The sequence below is a fragment of the Paenibacillus filicis genome, assembly GCF_038070315.1.
In the GTDB taxonomy this organism is placed as follows: Bacteria; Bacillota; Bacilli; order Paenibacillales; family NBRC-103111; genus Paenibacillus_G; species Paenibacillus_G filicis.
In genome coordinates, this window is record NZ_JBBPCC010000002.1 from 355,501 (window position 1) to 375,428 (window position 19,928).

Here is a 19,928-nt window from a genome sequence, read left to right on the forward strand (position 1 = left end):
GGCATATCCGCATTCAGTCCTGCATACATTAGGATTCGGCGCTAACAACAAAGTGCCAATAACTAATCGAATAAGGGCCAGGTGATCAGCATGTGGGAAAATATGTTGAAACAAAAGCAAATGGAAATTCAGATGGATACGGGCAGCAAAGCAGTCCGCCTCCGTATATGGGATAACGGACCGGCTTCAGGCCTCCAGGCTGGCCTGGAGCTGACGCAATCCGAGATGTTCGAGCTGCTGCATACGCTGCTGACCATCAACCGCTCCTTCAATCTTGAAGCCCCGCACAACCAGGATACTGGCCGTACCCCGGCACAAGGGTCCCCCTCACTGTTCAGTCAGGCTGCGGCTGGAGCTTCAGCGATATCGTAAAGACAGAACCCCGACTGGGCTCCGACTCGCACCGGATATGTCCGCCATGGGCAGAAACGATATGCTTGACAACCGCGAGGCCAGAGCCGGTTCCGCCCACCTTACGTTTATTCGAGTTATCTATCCGGTAAAACCTTGCAAACAGCTTGTCCCTCGCTTCTTCCTCAATGCCGATTCCCCGGTCTTCCACAGCAGCATGTGCCCATCCATCCGACGCATAGAGCCGGATCGTGATCGGGCTCGGTTCCGGGGAATACTTGAGTGCATTGCTGATCAAATTCCGCAGCGCCTGACGAATCCGCATCCCGTCAGCCATGACAGGCAGAGGCACAGGGCTTGCTATCAGCTCGAGCTCCCGGCACTCGCCTTTGGCCCAAATTGCCGTTTCGCGGGCAACCAGCTGCTGCAAATCTTCCGGGGCCATCCGGTACGACTGCTCGCCGGCTTCCATCTTCTGCAGATCCAGCAATTGGTTCAACAGCACGGACAGCTTCTGGGCTTCCCTATGGATCGTAACCGCGTAGCGCCGGCGCTTATCATCATCCAGCGGACGCTCGACCATGATCTCGGCGAAGCCTGTAATACTGGTAAGCGGCGTACGCAGCTCATGCGAAACCGAGCTGAGAAACTCCTGCTTCATCCGCTCCAGCAGCGCTTCATCCGTACAATCCCGGAAGGTCAGGTAAAGATGCCGTTCTGCCGAGCCGCTTGTAGTCATCGTGCAGCCTGCCAGCTCATAGCTGCGCAGCTGACCGTCCCCGGACATCTCCTCCAGCCTCCCGGCAAACTCTTCGCTGCCCCCGCTGATGAGCTGCCCCAATCCGTCCAGCAGCATGGGGGCAAACTGCCCTCTATGCTCCAGCAAGGCATGCAGATAGGCTCTCACATCGGTATAGGACGCCGGAGACTCCCCGAATATATGCGTCAAACGCTGATTATATAACAAAATATGTCCGCTGCCGTCGCAAAGCAGCTTCCCTTCTACTCCCGATTCAAATGCCTGGCGCACGAGCAGCTCCTGCAGCCGGCTATTCTCCGTCTCCCGGCTCAGCCGGTCGGCCAGCCACTGCTTCTCGCGCACATCCCGCCGAAGCTCCATCTCGGTTACGGCCCACCGGCTAAAATCCTCCAGCCTGCTCATATCGGCATCATCGAAGGAGCGAAGCTCCATATCGAATACGCAGAGGGACCCGAGAATGTGCCCCCTCGATGTCATCAACGGCGCACCTGCATAGAAGCGGATGCCCGAATCCCGGATCAGCGGATTGTCTGCAAAGCGGACATCCTCCTGCGTATCCCTTACGTGAAGACTTTTCTTACCGATCACGACATGTTGACAGATGGATAGTCCACGCTCCGTCGAGGGGATCTCCAGTCGCTCCTGAGGCAGGTTATTTCCGGACTTAAATAACTGTCGTTCCGCTGTTATCAAGGTAATCAGGCAATACGGCATGCCGAACAAACCGGCCACAAGCTTCGTAATCCGGTCAAGCGATGGCTCGGAGGGCGTCCCCATCAGATCCAGTTCTTGCAATTCAAGCAAACGTTCCCGCTCATCATCGGCAGAAGAAAAGAAGATGGAAGTCGGCACGAATAGTTCACTCGCTCTCTCGGGGATATGGAATGAAGCCGGTTTGGATTACTACATTCGACGCCCAGCGGTACGTTCCTTCATCACAGGAACAATTTTCCTTACTACGGTCCCGCACTTCCCGTTTCTCCTGATTTCCATGCAAAAAAGCCAGCCGCGGACGATCCGCAAGCTGGCTTATCTGGTGATCGCAGGTGCCTTCTACACGCTCTACACGCGGACAGGCACTAGCGTCTCGTACAAATCTTTATACTGCTGGGCGGATTTCTTCCAGCTGAAATCCTTCTTCTTGGTATTGGCCATCAGATTGGCCCACACCGCGGGCTCGCGGTACAAGCGGACAGCGCGTTCGATCGTGAACAGCATGTCATGTGCATTGTAATTGGCGAAGGTAAAGCCTGTCCCCTCTCCTGTCTCCTCGTTATACGGAGTGACCGTATCCTTCAGCCCCCCGGTCTCCCGCACAATCGGCACGCTCCGGTAGCGCATCGCGATTAGTTGGCCGATCCCGCACGGCTCGAACAGGGAAGGCATCAGGAACAGATCGGAGGCGGCGTACACCTGGCGGGCCAGCGACTCGTCGAACAAGATGTTCGCCGAAACCTTGTCAGGGAAAGCATCCGCCGCCCAGCGGAACAGCTGCTCGAATCTCGGCTCCCCCGTACCGACAATGATCCACTGCGCATCCAGGTTCAACAGCTCCCCGATGACGCGATCCATCAGATCCAGCCCCTTCTGGTCGACCAGCCGGGTCACCAGCGCGATCAACGGCACATCCTTACGGGCGGGCAGCCCGACCCTCTCCTGCAGCTTCAGCTTGTTGAGCTGCTTCTTCGCCAGAGAGTCCCGATAATGGAATTCGACGAACTTATCGTTCATCGGATCGAACTCCTCATAGTCCAATCCGTTCAGGATGCCATGGAGCCGGTGGCTTTGGCTGCGCAGCAGTCCATCCAGGCTTTCCCCGTAGTACGGCGTCTGAATTTCTTCCGCATACGTCGGGCTGACCGTCGTAATCGCATCGGAATAGAGCAATCCTCCCTTCAGGAAGCTGGCCCCCCCATGCAGCTCCAGCGCATACCCATGGAAATGCTCATCGCCGAGCGTGAAGTAATCCTTGAACTCCTCCTGGCCGAAAACGCCCTGATATTTCAGATTGTGAATGGTCAGGATCGTACGGATATGGGCGTACTCCGGCTGGTAGCTGAAGTGAGCCCGGTATAACACCGGTATCATGCCCGCCTGCCAATCGTGGCAGTGAATTACATCCGGGATGAAGTCGATCGGCTGGAGCGCATCCAGCACAGCCCGGCTGAAGAACGCGAAACGCTCTGCATCGTCGCCGTAGCCGTAGCAGCCGTGGCGAGCGAAGTAGTATTCATTATCCACAAAATAAAAGATGATGCCTTCGTGCTCCAGCTTGTAAATCCCGCAATACAGCGTTCTCCAGCCCATTTGCAGGTCAAAGACGGCCACTACCTCCATCCTGTCCGTTAGAGAGGCAGGGATTTGCGCGTACTTAGGGAGGATCACCCTCACATCCAGGCCCTGCTTCACAAGCGCCTTCGGCAGAGAGCCGATGACGTCGGCAAGACCTCCCGTTTTGATAAAAGGTACGGCTTCTGAGGCGGCAAATAACACTTTCATGGCTTCCTACCACTCCTTTTTATATAACGCCGCAGACGGCACGGCGCCTGATCATTAGATGACCTTCGTCTTGGAAGCGATAAACGGTGCTTGTTTGTCCCCGGTCAGTACTCGACCCCGGTTGATGAATACGTCTTTATCCAAAATCGCATTCTCGATGATGACATTTTCCTCGATCTCGCAGTTTTGCAGGATGATGCTATTCTTGACGTACGCCCCCTTGCGGATTTTGACCCCGCGGAACAGCACGCTGTTCTCGACCTTGCCTTCGATCACGCAGCCGTTGGCAATCAGGGAATTGCGGGCATGGGCGGTTTCCGCGTAGCGGGCGGGCGGCTCGTCCTTGACTTTCGTATAGATCAGGTTTTTATCGAAGAACAGCTCTCGCCACACCTTCGGATTCAGCAGCTGCATGCTGTGCTTGTAGTAGCTCTGCACCGTATTCACGATGCCCGTATACCCTTCGTGCAGGTAGCCGTACACACCGAGCTTATCGATGTTTTTCATAATGCCGTCCCGGACCAGATGATCGTAGCCTTGCGCGAGGCAGGACTCGACCATATCAAGCAGCAGCTCCTTACTCATGATGTACATCTCCATCGAGATGTTATCGGTGCGCAGACGTCCTGAGTGATCCTCCATCAGCGTTACCTGACCGTCTTCCTTGACGGCTAGACGGCGAAACTTGGCGTACTCAGCGTCATCCGCCTTCTTGTACACGACCGTAATATCGGCGTTCCGCTCCAGATGAAAATCCAGCACCGCTTTGTAATCGATGTTGCAGACCATATGAGAACGGGTAATCAGTACGTACTCCTCGCGGCCGCGGTAGAAGTAATCGCGGTGGCTGTAGAACTGGAACAGATCGCCGCGCGCCATACCCGTCGTCTCCTGCAGCACGGCCGGCAGCAGGAACAGGCCGCCCCGCTTGCGGTCGAGGTCCCATTCCTTGCCGGAGCCGAGATGGTCCATCAGGGACCGGAATTTATGCTGGGTGAACACGGCCACATTGCCTATGCCCGAGTTGACCATGCTGGATAACGTAAAGTCGATCAGGCGGTACCTGGAGCCGAACGGAACCGATGCGACGCAGCGGGAATACGTCAGTTCCTCCAAATCATCCGGCTCGTTCACGAGATTAATGACACCCATCAGACGTTTCATAAGCGGCTCACCCTTTCACCGAAGACGTATTGGCCGTGCTGATATGCTCATTGCTGCCGATCAGAATGATTTCCTGATCGCCGTCTCCGTCCGGGCTGCCGATGACACTGCCATCCTCGATGACAGTGCCGTCCCCGATAATCGCTTTATGGATCGTAACGTGATTGCCTATCCGTACATTGGGCATAATGACGGAATCGCGTACCACACTGCCCTCGCCGACCTGAACGCCGTAGAACAGCACCGAATGATCGACTTCTCCGAACACCGCGCAGCCCTCATTGACGAGCGAGCGCTTGACCTGTGCAGTCGGCGCGATATATTGTCCAGGCTGGAACGGGGTGACCGAGTACATTCGCCATTCGCGGTCATTGAGATCGAACTCGGGCTCATCCTCCAGCAAATCCATATTCGCTTCCCACAAGCTTTCGATCGTTCCGACATCCTTCCAGTAGCCCTTGAACGGGTAGGCGAACATCTTCCGGTCGTCGCGCAGCATATGCGGGATCAGGTCTTTGCCGAAGTCCTTGCTGGAAGCTGGATCTTCCTCGTCCTTGATCAAATATTCCTTGAGCGCCTTCCAGTTGAAAATATAGATCCCCATCGAAGCCAGATTGCTCTTCGGCTCCTTGGGCTTCTCAGCAAACTCCGTGATCCGGCGCTCTTCGTCGATGCTCATCAGGCCGAAGCGACTCGCTTCCTCCCATTTGACCTCAATGACGGCGATGGTGGCGTCGGCATCATTTTTCTTGTGGAAGTCCAGCATCAGATCATAGTCCATCTTGTAGATATGGTCGCCTGAGATGACGAGCACGTACTCCGGATCATACTGGTCGATGAACGGAATGTTGCGGTAGATCGCATTGGCCGTCCCTTTGTACCAGTCCCCGCCGCTTTGTTCCATATAGGGAGGGAGCACGGTAACCCCGCCGTGCTTGCGGTCGAGATCCCATGGCGTGCCGATGCCGATATACGTATTGAGCACCAGCGGCTGATATTGGGTCAGCACCCCAACCGTGTCAATGCCGGAATTGGTGCAATTGCTGAGTGTAAAATCGATGATCCGGTATTTGCCTCCAAAATGAACCGCAGGCTTGGCCAATTGCTTGGTCAGTACACCTAACCGTCTTCCTTCGCCTCCCGCCAACAGCATGGCGACGCACTCTTTTTTACGCATCGGCTTTGCCCCTTCCTCGCTTCGCTATCGTTGCCTTCGGTTTGACAATCTGAATCGGTTTGAATATGACCGTCGCGAGCGGCGGCAGAGACACATGCAGGCTGTCCGGGCGCTCATGCCACGGGATCCCCTCGGTCCTGAGCTTTCCTCCATTGAGCTTGCCCGAACCTCCATACTCACCGGCATCTCCATTGAACAGCTCGACGTACTCTCCTGAGAACGGAACACCGATCCGGTATTGCTCATGATACACGGGTGTAAAATTCGTCACGATGACTAGCAAGTTCTCAGGATCGCTAGAACGCCGCAGGAAGCTTGTGACGCTCTGGCCCGCATCATGCGGGTCGATCCACTCGAAGCCGCCAGGATGATGATCCAGCTCCCATAGTGCCGGCTCTCTCAGATACAGCTGGTTCAACTCACGGACAAAACGCTGCATGCTGCGGTGACTGTCATATTCGAGCATTTCCCAGTCCAGATCCTCCAGATCCTTCCATTCGTCAAACTGCCCGAATTCTCCTCCCATGAACAGCAGTTTTTTTCCCGGATGCCCCATCATATAGCCGAAGAGCGCCCGGAGATTGGCGAACTTCTGCCAGTAATCACCCGGCATCTTGTTCAGCAGCGATTTCTTGCCATGCACCACCTCGTCATGGGAAAGCGGCAGCACATAATTCTCGGAGAAGGCGTACATGAAGCTGAACGTCAGCAGCCTATGGCTCCCGCCACGGAAGTACGGATCGGTCTCCATATACTTCAGCATATCGTTCATCCAGCCCATGTTCCACTTATAGTTGAACCCAAGCCCTCCCTCATGCACCGGAGCGGTCACAAGCGGCCAAGCGGATGAATCCTCGGCCATCATGAGCGCACCCGGATGATAGCTGAATACCGTCTGGTTCAGCTTCTTGATGAGTTCGATCGCTTCCAGGTTCTCCTCATTGCCGTACCGGTTCTTCACCCACATGTCACGGGGCTTGCCGAAATTCAAGTATAAGAGACTGGCTACGGCATCCACGCGCAGCCCGTCGATATGATAAACGTCCATCCAAAACAAAGCATTCGAGATGAGATAATTGACGACCTCCCGTTTGGAGAAGTCAAAGGAAAGTGTTCCCCACTCCGGCTTTTCGGCCAGGTTCGGGTCCTCGTGCTCATACAGCGCTCTTCCATCAAACCGGCGCAAGCCATGCTCGTCCTTGACGAAATGGCCTGGTACCCAGTCCATAATGACGCCGAGACCTGCACGATGGCAGCAATCGACGAAGTACATAAAATCATGGGGCGTTCCGAAACGGCTGGTTACGGAAAAATACCCGGTGGCCTGATACCCCCACGACCGGTCATACGGATGCTCGGCCAGGGGCAGCAGCTCCAGATGGGTGTAACCCATCTCTTTGACATAGGGAATAAGCTCCTCAGCAAGCTCCCGATAACTCAGATAAGAGCCGTCTGGCTTCTTCTTCCACGTTCCGAGATGAACTTCATAAATGTTTAGTGGGGATTCGTACACGGATCGAGATCCTTGGCTGTCCCGCCATTCCTGATCGGACCAGGCGAAGCCTTCCAGCTCGAAGACCCGAGAAGCCGTTCCAGGCTTGAGCTCGGACCAGAACGCATAAGGATCTGCTTTGTACAATAAGGTGTTGTCTTGAGTGAGGATTTCGTACTTGTAGTATTCTCCCGTGCTCACGCCAGGGACAAACACGGACCAGACCCCCCATACGCTCCGCTTAAGCAGAGGATGGCGGCTGCCGTTCCAATCGTTAAAATCACCTACTACGCGAACTTCCTTCGCGTGCGGAGCCCAGAGCGCAAAACGCACGCCCGCGATGCCTTCTTCTTCCGCGGGATGCGCACCCAGCATCCGGTAGCTTCGGTGCAGGTTGCCCTCATGAAACAAATACAGCTCCTCGGGACCGGGGATCACACTCATCACGTTGCAGACATCCCCCTTTATTTTTTTGTATTCTGCCACTATTACACAAATACTACACGACCGACGCAAAATCCTCTCCGGCTCCTGTAAAAACTTATTGAATTTTGTTTTCGCAGAGATAAAGCCTCCGCCCGGCAGGATTTCAGGCCATTCCGTGGAATATAGAGTAGGCGAATGCAACAGGCTGTATCCAAGAAAGGATGATGAGAATGAACGACAAATTCAAAGGTCTGGTGCTCGGACTATCGCTCGGCGCCTTGCTGACCGGCAGTGTCGCTTACGCCAGCGGTACACAGATAGAGGTCTTTTTCCGAGATTTGAAATTTAAGTTTGATGGTATTGAGAAAGCGCCTACAGCCGATCAGGGCGGTCCTGGATTCATCCATAACGGCACGACGTATGTACCGCTGCGGTTCGTCAGCGAAGCTCTCGGCAAGGAAGTGAACTTCGACGAAGACACCGGTACAGTCTGGGTCGGCAAGCGCATAGAGATGAATCATCCGGTCGCGTTGTTTAAGGACGGACAAATTACGCAGGGCGAGCTCCAAACCCGGATGGCGCTGGACCGTGCGTTCGGCTATGCATCGGAAGAGCATGCCGAGAGTCACGAGTACCAGCAATACCTGCTGGAGGAAATGATCGTGCAGCGGGTTCTGTCGTCCCGGCTCGATGAAGCGGGCAAAACGGCTGCCGCCGCCGACGTTGAGAAGGAAATCGCCTTCTTCCAAACGGAGTTTGCCAGCTCAAGCCGTACAGCCGCAGACCTGAATACCAGACTCGCCGAACAAGGCTTAAGCGAGAAGGATTTCCATGCCTTCGTGGAGCAGCTCGTATTCGCCCGCAAAGCTCTCACCGCCTCTATCCCCGAGGAAAAGCTAAAGGCAAGCTATGACGAACGGGCTGCCAGTGGTGATCTCCATATCGCTACCGTCCGTCATATTCTGATCGGCTTCGAGGACGCACAGGGTAAGGAGCGCACCAAGGAGGAAGCGAAGGCTAAGGCCCAGCAAATCGCGAACAAGCTCCGCAGCGGAGCGAATTTCGCCGAGCTTGCCAAGCAGGAATCGGAAGATCCAGGCTCCAAGGACAACGGAGGGCTGTATAAGGATGCCCCGATCAACCAGTGGGTGGAGCCATTCAAGAAAGCAACCAAGGAGCTGAGCCTGGATGCCATCTCCGATCCTGTGGAAACGACTTTCGGCTACCATATCATCCGGGTTGAATCACGCGGTGTGCTGAGCTTCGAGCAGGAGAAAGAGACCTTGCTGGCCGAGGCGCTTGGCGATGCTTATAGCAACTTCATTTCCAAGGAGCTGCCGGGATTGATCCAGAAGATCGATCTGCCTGAGTAACGGCCGCCGGTCCATGACCGGGTGAAGCCTAACAAAGAACGTCCGGATGTATCCATCCGCGGCGTTTTTTGTCATGCCGATCCGGATATGCTGTGGGGAAAAGGCTGGAATCGGCAGCGGAATTCATGTAAAATAGATAGAATGGCTACGATTGGATCAGCCCTTACCCGGCTTCGACCCAACGTACATGAATAAGAGAACAGAAGAAGGATGGACTGAACGCATGTTTGCAGCTACCGATTGGAAAGATTACGAACTACTGGATACGGGCGACGGGGACAAGCTGGAGCGCTGGGGCAATATTATTCTGCGCAGGCCGGATCCGCAAATCATCTGGCCGATTGCCAAAGAAAACGGAGATTGGCGTAAAGCGGATGCCCACTATCACCGCAGCTCAAGTGGCGGCGGGCAATGGGAGTACAAGCAGCAATTGCCTGAGCGCTGGACGATCGGCTATCGGGATCTCTCCTTCCATATCAAGCCGACCAGCTTCAAGCATACGGGCTTGTTCCCGGAGCAGGCGGTCAACTGGGGCTGGATGATCGATAAAATTCAAGGGGCGGGCCGCAAAATTCGCGTGTTGAATCTGTTCGGATATACAGGCGGCGCGTCAGTGGCTTGCGCCTATGCAGGCGCAGAGGTCTGCCATGTCGATGCCTCCAAGGGGGTCGTGACCTGGGCAAAGGAAAATCTCCAGCTGTCAGGCCTGGGCGACAAGCCCGTACGTTTAATTACCGATGATGTGTTTAAATTTGTACAGCGCGAGCAGCGCCGGGGCAGCAAGTACGACGCCATCATCATGGACCCGCCTTCCTACGGGCGCGGGCCGAACGGTGAAACCTGGAAGCTGGAGACGAATCTGTACCCGTTCGTCGAGTCCTGCATGAGCATCATGACGGACAAGCCGCTGTTCATGCTGATCAACTCCTACACGACCGGCATCTCCGCCACTGTGCTCAAGAACGTGCTGTCGCTGTCGCTTGGCCGCACGTATGGCGGCACGATTACATGCGGTGAGATCGGTCTGCCGATTACGGCTTCGCAGTTAACGCTGCCATGCGGTATCCTGGGCCGCTGGGAGGCCTAGCCTATGGCGGGAGGCGTTCCGTCCATACCGGTGCTGTATGAGGACAATCATGTGATTGTCGTGGTCAAGCCGCCCAATGTCCCTACCCAGGAAGACGATTCGCGGGACCCTGATCTGCTGACGCTGATCAAGGCGGATCTGAAGCACCGCCACGGCAAGCCCGGCAATGTCTTCCTCGGTCTCGTTCACAGGCTGGACCGGCCGGTCGGCGGCGTCATGGTGTTCGCCAAGACGTCGAAGGCCGCCTCCCGGCTGTCCGATGCCGTACGCACGCGCGCGATCGGTAAGCAGTATCGGGCTGTCGTCCACGGCAAGCCTTCACCGGCCTCCGGGACCCTGCGACATCACTTGCTGAAGGACGCGCGCACGAACATGGTGGCCGTGGTGAAGGCAAACCTCCCCGGTGCCAAGGAAGCCATCCTGGACTACCGTGTCCTATCCTCACAGGAAGGCTTGTCTCTGGTCGAGGTGGAGCTGCACACCGGCCGGCCGCACCAGATCCGTGTGCAATTCGCCACCATCGGCTGTCCGCTTGTCGGCGACCAGCGCTACGGAGGCCCGCTGGCCGTGCCTGGACAGCAAATCGCCCTCTGGTCAACCTCGCTCAGCTTCGAGCATCCCGTTAGCAAGGAGCTGCTGCGCTTCCACTCCGAGCCCCCTGCGGCTTATCCGTGGCTGCTGTGGGAGAAGCATAGCTGATCTACATGAGAGAGAAAGAGCCTGCAGTCCGTACTTCGGACCGCAGGCTCTTTCTCATGGGCTATGGAGGTGCCCGTTTCTAGGCGTTGGCAACCTTGCCGAGCAAGTAAACGAGTAATTGCTGATTGTGGGAGGAAATCCGTCCCAAATACTGCTGTAAAAATTGCTCCCGGATTCCCAATCCTCTGGCGCACTCGGATTGACCCAGCTCGGTAGTCTGCACCCAGACAATGCGCCGGTCCTTCGCGTCCCGCTCCCGGGAGATCAGGCCGTTCTTCTCCATCCGGTCCAACAAGGTCGTGATGGCCGCAGGCGTCGTCGTCAAATATTCAATGAAGTCCGACGGCTTCATCCTGGGAGAGTCCGCTCGCATCAATAGCTCCAATACGGTCAGCTGCCCTTCCGTCAGCCCCGGCGACAGCTCTGTCTCCATATGTGTGCGTAAGTCCTTGGATAATTTCCACCACAGTTTGGCGAAATCCTGAGTTACCATAGCCATCACTCCCGGGATCCTATCGTTTCCCTAATTATAGCATTCCTTCTTGTCCATTTAAAGGTTAATGACATAAATATTTTAAGACATCAAACGATAAAATGAGGTACCTTTTGACGAGCTTCAACATATATTGCAGGCAGGGATATTCGCCTAGCGGCGCAGCTTGTCATTTCGTGTAAAAGGGGTGGATCACGTGGAGGACTGGAAGCAAAAAATCGGGGAAACCGCGCTGGAAAAAGGCATCATCAAAGACCCACACTGGCTCGATCGTCTGGACGATCCGATGCCGATGTGGGCCGTGTTGGAGCTGATGCTGGAGCTCATGGAACGGCAGGAGCCGTCCTACACGAGCTACGATTAAGTAAATTTCAACAGATCGACAACGCCGTTCGTCTTGCTGGCAGCCGGTACGAGCAGCTTACCTTTCGACTTGCGGTCCTCCAGAGGCGTCAGTTCCGTCGAAAATGCCGCCTTCTCTCCATTGCTGAGAATTACGGTGACCTCGAACGGCTCCTTGACCGTAAAGGCGCCGCGCAATGATGCGCCGTTCGGCTTCACGCCCTTGCCTTCCTTAAACTCGAACGTAATAATTCCTTTGCCGCCTCGTCCCTGCAGTGGATAATCCGCCACGAGCGAGCGCTTGGCATAGCCGAGATCCGTCACGACGACGACTTCGCCCTCATAGCCTTCGATCAGCTCAGCCGATACGACCTCGTCGTCATCCTTCAGCACGATTCCGCGCACGCCGGCTGCAGCACGTCCCATCGGATTGACCTCCTCTTCCTTGAAGCGGATGGCCATCGCCTGCTTGGTTACAAGCAGTAGATCCGACTGGCCCGAGCTGAGCAGCACGTTCATGACTGCATCCTGGTCGCCTACCTTGCAGGCGACGATACCGCTAGAGCGATTGGTCGCATATTCCTTCAGATCTGTACGCTTCACCTGACCCTTACGGGTGACGAAGAGCAGCGACTTGCCGGCTTCCTCGAAGTCCTTCACCGGGATCACATGGATGATCCGGTCGTCCTTCGGAATCGGGATCACGTTGACGATCGCCGTCCCGTTGTCCTTCCACTTGTACTCTGGAATCTGATGCACCGGCAGCAGGAAATATTGGCCCTTCTGCGTGAAAATCAGCAGATTATCCAGCGTGTTGACATCGAGCAGATGCCGCAGATAATCGCCTTCCTTCAGACCGGTCTTGTCAATCTCTCCGCCGGAGCGGATGAAGCTCAGCTTACCAGTCCGCTTAATATAGCCTTCGTTCGATAGCGTGACGAAGACATCCTCCGCCGTAACCATCACCTGGAGGTTGACCTTCAATTCCTCAATCTCATCCTGGATGCTGGAGCGGCGGGCAATCGCGTACTTATCTCGAATCTGCGAGATTTCGTCCTTGATGACGGCGAGCAGCTTCTTCTCGCTGCCCAAAATCCCTTGCAGATAGGCGATGGTCTTCTGAATATCCTTGAGATCCTTCTCCAGCGAATGGATCTCCAGATTGGTCAGACGGTACAATTGGAGCGTCAGAATCGCGTCCGCCTGGCGCTCGGTGAAGCCGTACTGGGCCACCAGGTTATTCTGGGCGTCATGCCGGTTCTTCGAAGCCTTAATCGTGGCGATGACTTCGTCCAAAATATTAAGCGCCTTGACCAGACCCTCGAGCACATGGGCCCGGTCCTCCGCCTTCTCCAGCTCATAACGCGAACGGAAGGTCACGACTTCCTTCTGGTGGGCAATATAGGCCTGGAGCATATCCAGCAGTCCGAGCTGCTTCGGAGCCTTATTGACGATGGCAACCATATTGAAGCTGTAAGCCACCTGCAAATCCGTCTTCTTGAGCAGATAAGCAAGTACACCCTGTGCATCCGCCTCTTTCTTCAGCTCGATCACGATGCGCAGCCCCTCACGGCCGCTCTCGTCTCGCACCTCGGCGATCCCTTCGATCTTCTTCTCAAGGCGGATATTTTCCATCGCCGTCACCAGACGCGACTTGACGACCTGATAAGGAATTTCCGTGATCACAATCTGCTGTCTGCCACCGCGCATATCCTCGATCGCGGTTTTGGACCGCAAATAGATACGCCCGCGCCCGGTCCTATAAGCATCGCGGATGCCCTCCGAACCCATGATAATACCGCCCGTCGGAAAATCAGGACCTTTGACAACGGTCATCATCTCTTCCAGCGTGCTATCCGGACGGTCGATCAAAGCGATGCATGCATCGATGACCTCGCGCAGATTATGAGGCGGAATTTCCGTTGCAAAGCCGGACGAGATCCCGCTGACTCCGTTCACCAGCAGATTCGGGAAGCGTGCCGGGAGCACAACCGGCTCCTTGGTCGTATTATCAAAATTGTCTTTGAACTGCACGGTCCGTTTCTCGATGTCACGAAGCAGCTCGAGTGCGATCTCGGACAAGCGTGCCTCGGTATACCGCATCGCGGCAGCCGGGTCGTCATCCATCGAGCCCCAGTTGCCGTGACCGTCGACGAGCGGATGCCCCATCTTCCAGGGCTGAGCCATCCGCACCATGCCCTCGTAGATCGAAGCATCTCCATGCGGATGGTAGTTACCCATCACATCGCCGACCGTTTTCGCCGACTTGCGGTACGGCTTATCCGGCGTATTGCCCGCGTCGTACATGGCGTAGAGGATACGCCGCTGCACGGGCTTCAGTCCGTCGCGCACATCGGGAATCGCGCGGTCTTGAATAATGTATTTGGAATACCGGCCGAAACGGTCCCCTACAACCTCTTCCAGAAAGGCCGGCAAATATTTCTCATCTATACTCACTTTTGGCCCCCCGCTTACTCTTCATATTCGGTGAAGTCTACATTCTCGATGATCCAGCGCTTGCGTGGATCGACCTTATCGCCCATCAGCGTCGACACACGCCGCTCGGCCTTGGCAGCATCGTCGATCTGCACCTGCAGCAAGGTCCGCGTTGCCGGGTCCATCGTCGTTTCCCACAGCTGGTCCGGATTCATCTCGCCCAGTCCCTTGTAGCGCTGGAGCTCTAGATTTTTACCCAGCTTGCGGGTCAACTCCTGAAGCTGCTCGTCGGTCCAGGCATAACTCACGGTGCTCGACTTCCCGGCCTTCTTGGTTACCTTGAAGAGCGGCGGCTGGGCAATATAGATACGCCCTGTATCGATCAGTGGCTTCATATACCGGTAAAAGAAGGTAAGCAGTAGAACCTGGATATGAGCGCCGTCCGTATCGGCATCGGTCATAATGATAATTTTGGCATAATTGCACTCTGAAACCTCGAACTCCGGCCCTACTCCCGCTCCTATGGCAGAAATAATCGCCTTGTACTCGTCGTTCTTCATGATGTCGAGCAGCTTGGACTTTTCCGGATTCATCGGTTTGCCCTTGAGCGGCAATATCGCCTGGTACTTGGAGTCCCGACCCTGCTTGGCCGAGCCGCCGGCGGAATCACCTTCCACGATGAACAGCTCGTTGCGGCTGGAATCCTTGGACTGGGCGGGCGTCAGCTTGCCGCCCAGGTTCGAGCTCTCGCTCTTGCCCTTCTTGCCGCTACGGATCTCTTCCCGCGCTTTACGTGCAGCTTCGCGCGCTTTGGCCGACTGGATCGCCTTCTTCATAACCATCTGCGCCGTCTGCGGATTTTCTTCCAGGAATACGGCCATTTTGTCGGAGACAATCGAATCCACCGCGCTGCGCGCTGAGGCGCTGCCGAGTTGGTCCTTCGTCTGACCGACGAATTCGACCTCGCCCATCTTGATGTTGATGACAGCCATCAGTCCTTCGCGGAGATCCTGGCCGTCCAGATTCTTTTCTTTTTCCTTGAGAAGCCCTGTCTTCCGGGCGTATTCATTCATCACACGCGTATACGCCGTTTTGAATCCGGTTTCGTGTGTGCCGCCACCACGGGTAGGAATCGAGTTGACGAATGAAACGATCGTTTCCGTATAGCCGTCATTGTACTGCAGCGCGACTTCAACCTCGATGTCATCTTTGTCCGAGGAGAAGTGAATCACGTCATGCAGCACGCTTTTGTCCTCGTTCAGGAACTGAACGAACTGACTGGCTCCGCCCGCATACTCGAATGCATCTTGCTTATCGCTGCGCTGATCGGTTAACGTCACCTTCAGCCCAGAGTTTAGAAATGCGATCTCCTGCAGCCGTTCGGCAAGCGTATCGTAATTGATCGTCGTCCCGGCCTGGAAAACGCGTTTATCCGGCTTGAACGTAATTTTAGAGCCGGTTTTGCGGGTATTTCCAATGACCTGCAACCCGGTCACGGGCTCTCCCACATGTTCCTTGCCCGCTTCATCGACCCAATATTCGAACCGCTGGCGGTGAACCTTGCCCTCGCGGTAAATTTCAACCTCCAGCCATTCGGACAGCGCATTGGTGACTGAAGCTCCGACGCCATGAAGGCCTCCGGATTTCTTGTATCCCCCGCCGCCGAACTTGCCCCCTGCATGCAGCATCGTAAAGACAACCTGCGGAGTCGGGACACCAGTCTTATGCATGCCTGTCGGAATGCCGCGTCCGTTATCCTGAACCGTTACGGCGTTGTCCTTATGAATCGTTACGTCGATTTGCGAGCAATGCTTGGCGAGATGCTCATCCACCGCATTATCCACGATCTCCCAGACAAGATGGTGCAAGCCGGACGAGCTGGTGCTGCCGATATACATCCCCGGCCGCTTGCGTACAGCGACAAGCCCTTCAAGCACCTGAATATCGTCCGCTCCATAATCGGCTGCCGCCGCTGTCGTATTTTCAACCAAATCGAGTTGATCCGTCATCGAAAGCCTCCTAAAACCTGTTAAGTCAACCATTCAACTATGATGCATTATAACATTTGAACGGATTAGTTCAACACATCTTTTTTCGTAAATACGGTAAAAGACACGATGACCGACACCAGGACCCAGACAGTTAAGACGGTCAGCGAGAACGGCAAATCCATTCCTTTGATCGGGGGAAGGGCCCCTGTCAAGTATTTGGTCAGGTCCAGATTGACCATAAACAAGTACTTGGCCGTCTCCCACGAGGATACCATATTGGTCAGGATCGTGCCTGAAATCAGGACGGCCAGCATAACCCCCATACCCGCTGCCGTCGACCGCACGAGCACCGACACCATCAGCGTCATCAATGCCACGGAGACGGCTGCAAACCAGACCAGACCCAGCACCAGCAGCAGATAAAACCACTGATCGACAACATGTACCCGGGAGAAATCAACGTCGCCTCCCGCAACGGTGAAGCCCATCAGCTTCGGCAAATCCCATCCCCCGTAGCCGAAGAATAGACCGGAGATCAGATAGCTTAGCAGCGCAGTAGCCGCCACGATAACGGAGGTGAAAAGCACGAGGCTGATCAGCTTGCTGAGCAATATTCTGCGCCGGGGAACAGGCCTCGTCAAGAGCAGCTTGATGGTGCCGCCCGTATGCTCGCCCGATACCATATCGGCTGCGATCACCATGACCATCAGCGGAATGAACAGGCCGACGGCATTCTGCATGAATTCTACTGTAAAGGTTACCCCATTCGGCGAAGCGGGATTCACATCTTTATCCAGATAGTACTGTGCGATCTTGACTTCAACCTGCACACGCTGCTTCCATTCCTCCGGCATTCGGGCGCTGCTCATCCTCCGCGTGTAATCCGTAATCTTCTGGCGCTGCTCCGCTCTCCAGTCGGTCGTACCGAACTGCTTGAGCGTATTTTGCGATACTTTCATCTGCGCGTAAGTAAACATCGGGATGATTGCCGCCAGGATAAGCAGAACGACGAGCAGCCGTTTTTTCTTGACCATTTTGATGCTTTCATTCATCACCAGATTGTACATGCTAGCCAATTCGCTCACCCTCCGTCAGCAGCAAAAATAAATCTTCGAGGGTCGGATTTTTCCGCTCGATGCCATGCAGTTCCACCCCGGCCTCCACCAACTGGCGGGTGAGCAGTGGAATAGCCTCATCCGGCAGCTGCACGATGATCCGAGCCGCCGGGGTTCCGGCTTCAGCAAGGCTCTCATCCACAGACATCCCCTGGCCCTCAGCATAAGGTGATGCCTGAAGCACCTGAAGCGCGGTCTCCGGCGGACTTACCGTCCAGACCACCGTCGTCTGCTTCTGGTCGACGAGAGCTTCCACTTCCCCGACCTGTATGACCTCGCCCCGGCTGATGATCGCCACCCGGTCGCATAGCTGCTGAATTTCGCTCAGCAGATGGCTGGATACGAACAGGCTGAGTCCGGTCTCGGACAGCCTGCGGATAAACTCCCTCAATTCCTTGATCCCCTGCGGATCGAGGCCGTTGGTCGGCTCATCGAGGATCAGCAGCTTCGGATCGTTCAGCAGCGCCTGGGCGATGCCGAGACGCTGCCGCATGCCAAGTGAATACGTCTTCACCTTGTCATGAATCCGGGCATCCATCCCGACGATCTCCACGACCTCATGGATTCTGCGCTGACCGACCCCCGGCAGCATGCGGGCGAATTGCTCCAGGTTCTCCCATCCGGTCAAGTAAGGATAAAGCTCGGGGTTTTCGACAATACAGCCAACATATTGCAGCGCCTGTTCATGCTGCTTGAATACGTCGTACCCGCAGACGTGTATCGAGCCCTCTGTCGGCGCGATGAGTCCGACAAGCATGCGTATCGTCGTCGTTTTCCCTGCGCCGTTGGGACCCAGGAAGCCGAAAATCTCGCCTGCGCGCACGTCGAACGTAATCCCCTGGATAATCTGGCGCTTGCCGATCCGTTTCTTCAAGCCCTGGACCGACAGCACGATGTCAGCGTCTCTTCCTTTCCTTTCCGCTTGCTCCATGCCGCTCTCCCCCTTCTCTCCAGCTGTCATTGCAAAATTTGTGCAATCCGGTCTGCAATCCGCTCATAGCCCTGCTGATTCGGATGAAAGTGATCCGTGTACAAAAATCTCGTCCCCTGCAGCTCGAACAAGTCGTACGTAGGGACGACGGTAATGTTCGGATAGCGGCTGGCGATCTCGAAGGCTGCCGTATTCCAGCGCTGCACAATCGGCGCACCGGTCCGGTCCGGATCCAGGTCAAGGAAAGGATGGTACAAGCCGATATATAGAACACGAGCCTTCGGATTCGCCTTGCTGACTTTATCGAACAGCTCCTCCAGCCGCTTGGCTGCTTCCGGAATCCGGTCTGCCGCCGCCTGAGGATTGAAGCCCTCGCCGAATTCGATGCCTCCCGAAGCCTGCGGACTTTGCCCGCCCTGCTTGCCGGTCCCGGCCTCCACTTGCGCAGGCTGACCTGCTCCGTCTGTTTGTCCGCTTGCTTGCGACTGTCCTGCCGCTGTCTGTCCTTGGGTAAATAAGCCTTGTCCGCCCAAAAACAAGTCGTTTCCTCCGGCCGTCAGCAGGATCAGGTCGGCTTCACCCATCGACTTGGCGATGTCCGCCTTAGCCTCCCAGTCCTTAAGCAGATCGCTTGTCCGATAACCGGGAATTGCGAAATTATTATACACGAATACCGGCTTGTCCAACTGCTTCTCCAACCTGTCCCGGACTCCGCGGACGTAGCCTTTTCCCGTCAGATCACCTGTACCTGCCGTGAGTGAATCTCCCCAGGCCACAATACGGATCTGGGACTTCGATGTCCAATCGAGACCTGCTGCACCGCTGCCCGGCTCGGTTTCGACCGGTGCTGGCTCACCCGGAGCCGGCGTCACAACGCCGTTATTGAAGGAGCCTGCCGGGGGATACATAATCCGGTTCACCGCATAGGCGAAGCCTCCCGCACAGATAAGTGTCGATGCCAAAGCGCCCAATCCAACCGTACGCCACATCCAGCGCGTAGAGCTCATTTCCCGTCCCCCTATCCTGTTGTCTGCACTTCTCAGTATTTGCTATACATTTTAGAGTAGCGTTTCAGGGTAGGATTTGCAAATTCATAGCCGTTCAGGCCGCCAGCCTACGCAAAAAGGACATGTCGGGAGCTTGACCCGGCATGTCCTATAAATTGTAAGCCCAAATCCGATATCCCCGGTACGGGCCATCCATGTCCATTTTTTCTTGCAGCCATCCTGCGGACCTTGTTCGTAGGCAGTTCGAACGTTTCGGCGACTTCCTCTGGCGTGAAGCCTTTTTGCAGCATTCACTCTATCCCCTTCTCCATGCCTTCCTCGTACGCCCATTTTTGCCATACCGGTCTTAGCTCCATAAACTCTTCACCTTCCTCCGGGAATTGTTCTCGAAACTCCTGCAGCATCGCTTGTTCCTCATCTTTATCGAGTTCAACATACATAACTGCTATAGACATAACCCGGGCTAACCTGGCTTCGTCCAGCTTTTTGCTTAGACGAAGCAGCATCCGAAAACAAGTCATTCGTACTTCGCGCTCTTCTTTTTTGTTATGCCCCTCCGGCTGCGGATGCCAATCCAACCACACT

17 protein-coding genes are annotated in these 19,928 nt (G+C 55.5%); 5 read left to right on the forward strand and 12 right to left on the reverse strand.

What is annotated here, in order from left to right; translation table 11 throughout:
* The first annotated feature begins 120 nt into the window (after positions 1-120).
* The gene (locus WMW72_RS05295; RefSeq protein WP_341414377.1) at positions 121-372 is read left to right on the forward strand and encodes a hypothetical protein; all 252 of its coding nucleotides are present in this window, start codon (positions 121-123) and stop codon (positions 370-372) included.
* On the opposite strand, the gene WMW72_RS05300 is transcribed toward WMW72_RS05295, so the two are convergent.
* The 5 genes from WMW72_RS05300 to glgB all read right to left on the reverse strand — a co-directional run bounded on the left by WMW72_RS05300 (position 335) and on the right by glgB (position 7,887).
* Positions 335-1,915, reverse strand: coding sequence for an ATP-binding protein (locus WMW72_RS05300; protein ID WP_341414378.1), 1,581 nt, complete (start codon positions 1,913-1,915; stop codon positions 335-337). The genes WMW72_RS05295 and WMW72_RS05300 overlap by 38 nt on opposite strands.
* 258 nt (positions 1,916-2,173) lie before the next feature.
* Positions 2,174-3,610, reverse strand: a complete 1,437-nt coding sequence (glgA, locus tag WMW72_RS05305; RefSeq protein ID WP_341414379.1) for a glycogen synthase GlgA — start codon at positions 3,608-3,610, stop codon at positions 2,174-2,176.
* Between the two features lie 54 nt (positions 3,611-3,664).
* Complete coding sequence (gene glgD / locus WMW72_RS05310; RefSeq protein ID WP_341414380.1) at positions 3,665-4,774, reverse strand: glucose-1-phosphate adenylyltransferase subunit GlgD; 1,110 nt, start codon at positions 4,772-4,774, stop codon at positions 3,665-3,667.
* A 7-nt stretch (positions 4,775-4,781) separates the two neighbouring features.
* On the reverse strand, positions 4,782-5,951 hold the full coding sequence (locus tag WMW72_RS05315; RefSeq protein ID WP_341414381.1) for a glucose-1-phosphate adenylyltransferase: 1,170 nt from the start codon (positions 5,949-5,951) through the stop codon (positions 4,782-4,784).
* Positions 5,944-7,887: a 1,4-alpha-glucan branching protein GlgB gene (glgB, locus tag WMW72_RS05320; protein WP_341414586.1), complete on the reverse strand. Its 1,944-nt coding sequence runs from the start codon at positions 7,885-7,887 to the stop codon at positions 5,944-5,946. Before glgB ends, WMW72_RS05315 begins: the two co-directional genes overlap by 8 nt.
* A 212-nt stretch (positions 7,888-8,099) precedes the next feature.
* On the opposite strand from glgB, the gene WMW72_RS05325 reads away from it, so the two are divergent.
* The 3 genes from WMW72_RS05325 to WMW72_RS05335 all read left to right on the forward strand — a co-directional run bounded on the left by WMW72_RS05325 (position 8,100) and on the right by WMW72_RS05335 (position 11,028).
* Entirely contained in the window at positions 8,100-9,242 is a 1,143-nt protein-coding gene (locus tag WMW72_RS05325) for a peptidylprolyl isomerase (RefSeq protein WP_341414382.1), read from the forward strand.
* Positions 9,243-9,465: 223 nt separating this feature from the next.
* Entirely contained in the window at positions 9,466-10,329 is an 864-nt protein-coding gene (locus tag WMW72_RS05330) for a class I SAM-dependent methyltransferase (protein WP_341414587.1), read from the forward strand.
* A gap of 3 nt (positions 10,330-10,332) precedes the next feature.
* Positions 10,333-11,028 (forward strand): RluA family pseudouridine synthase, encoded by a 696-nt coding sequence (locus WMW72_RS05335; protein ID WP_341414383.1) that lies wholly within the window; start codon positions 10,333-10,335, stop codon positions 11,026-11,028.
* A gap of 79 nt (positions 11,029-11,107) precedes the next feature.
* Here WMW72_RS05335 and WMW72_RS05340 read toward each other — a convergent pair whose 3' ends face one another.
* The gene (locus WMW72_RS05340) at positions 11,108-11,521 is read right to left on the reverse strand and encodes a MarR family winged helix-turn-helix transcriptional regulator (protein ID WP_341414384.1); all 414 of its coding nucleotides are present in this window, start codon (positions 11,519-11,521) and stop codon (positions 11,108-11,110) included.
* A gap of 196 nt (positions 11,522-11,717) precedes the next feature.
* Here WMW72_RS05340 and WMW72_RS05345 point away from each other — a divergent pair, with 196 nt between their 5' ends.
* Positions 11,718-11,885 carry a hypothetical protein gene (locus WMW72_RS05345; protein WP_341414385.1) on the forward strand — a complete coding sequence of 56 codons (168 nt, stop codon included), beginning with the start codon at positions 11,718-11,720 and terminating at the stop codon, positions 11,883-11,885.
* Here WMW72_RS05345 and gyrA read toward each other — a convergent pair.
* The 6 genes from gyrA to WMW72_RS05375 form a co-directional block, all read right to left on the reverse strand.
* Positions 11,882-14,320, reverse strand: coding sequence for a DNA gyrase subunit A (gyrA, locus tag WMW72_RS05350; protein WP_341414386.1), 2,439 nt, complete (start codon positions 14,318-14,320; stop codon positions 11,882-11,884). The two genes, WMW72_RS05345 and gyrA, sit on opposite strands and share 4 nt — an antisense overlap.
* 14 nt (positions 14,321-14,334) lie before the next feature.
* Positions 14,335-16,308 (reverse strand): DNA topoisomerase IV subunit B, encoded by a 1,974-nt coding sequence (gene parE, locus WMW72_RS05355; RefSeq protein ID WP_341414387.1) that lies wholly within the window; start codon positions 16,306-16,308, stop codon positions 14,335-14,337.
* A 65-nt stretch (positions 16,309-16,373) separates the two neighbouring features.
* Positions 16,374-17,366, reverse strand: a complete 993-nt coding sequence (locus WMW72_RS05360) for an ABC transporter permease (protein WP_341414388.1) — start codon at positions 17,364-17,366, stop codon at positions 16,374-16,376.
* Positions 17,359-18,336 carry an ABC transporter ATP-binding protein gene (locus tag WMW72_RS05365; RefSeq protein WP_341414389.1) on the reverse strand — a complete coding sequence of 326 codons (978 nt, stop codon included), beginning with the start codon at positions 18,334-18,336 and terminating at the stop codon, positions 17,359-17,361. Before WMW72_RS05365 ends, WMW72_RS05360 begins: the two co-directional genes overlap by 8 nt.
* Positions 18,337-18,362: 26 nt before the next feature.
* Positions 18,363-19,343, reverse strand: a complete 981-nt coding sequence (locus WMW72_RS05370) for a GDSL-type esterase/lipase family protein (RefSeq protein ID WP_341414390.1) — start codon at positions 19,341-19,343, stop codon at positions 18,363-18,365.
* A gap of 290 nt (positions 19,344-19,633) precedes the next feature.
* Complete coding sequence (locus WMW72_RS05375; RefSeq protein ID WP_341414391.1) at positions 19,634-19,927, reverse strand: hypothetical protein; 294 nt, start codon at positions 19,925-19,927, stop codon at positions 19,634-19,636.
* Position 19,928 lies beyond the last annotated feature (1 nt).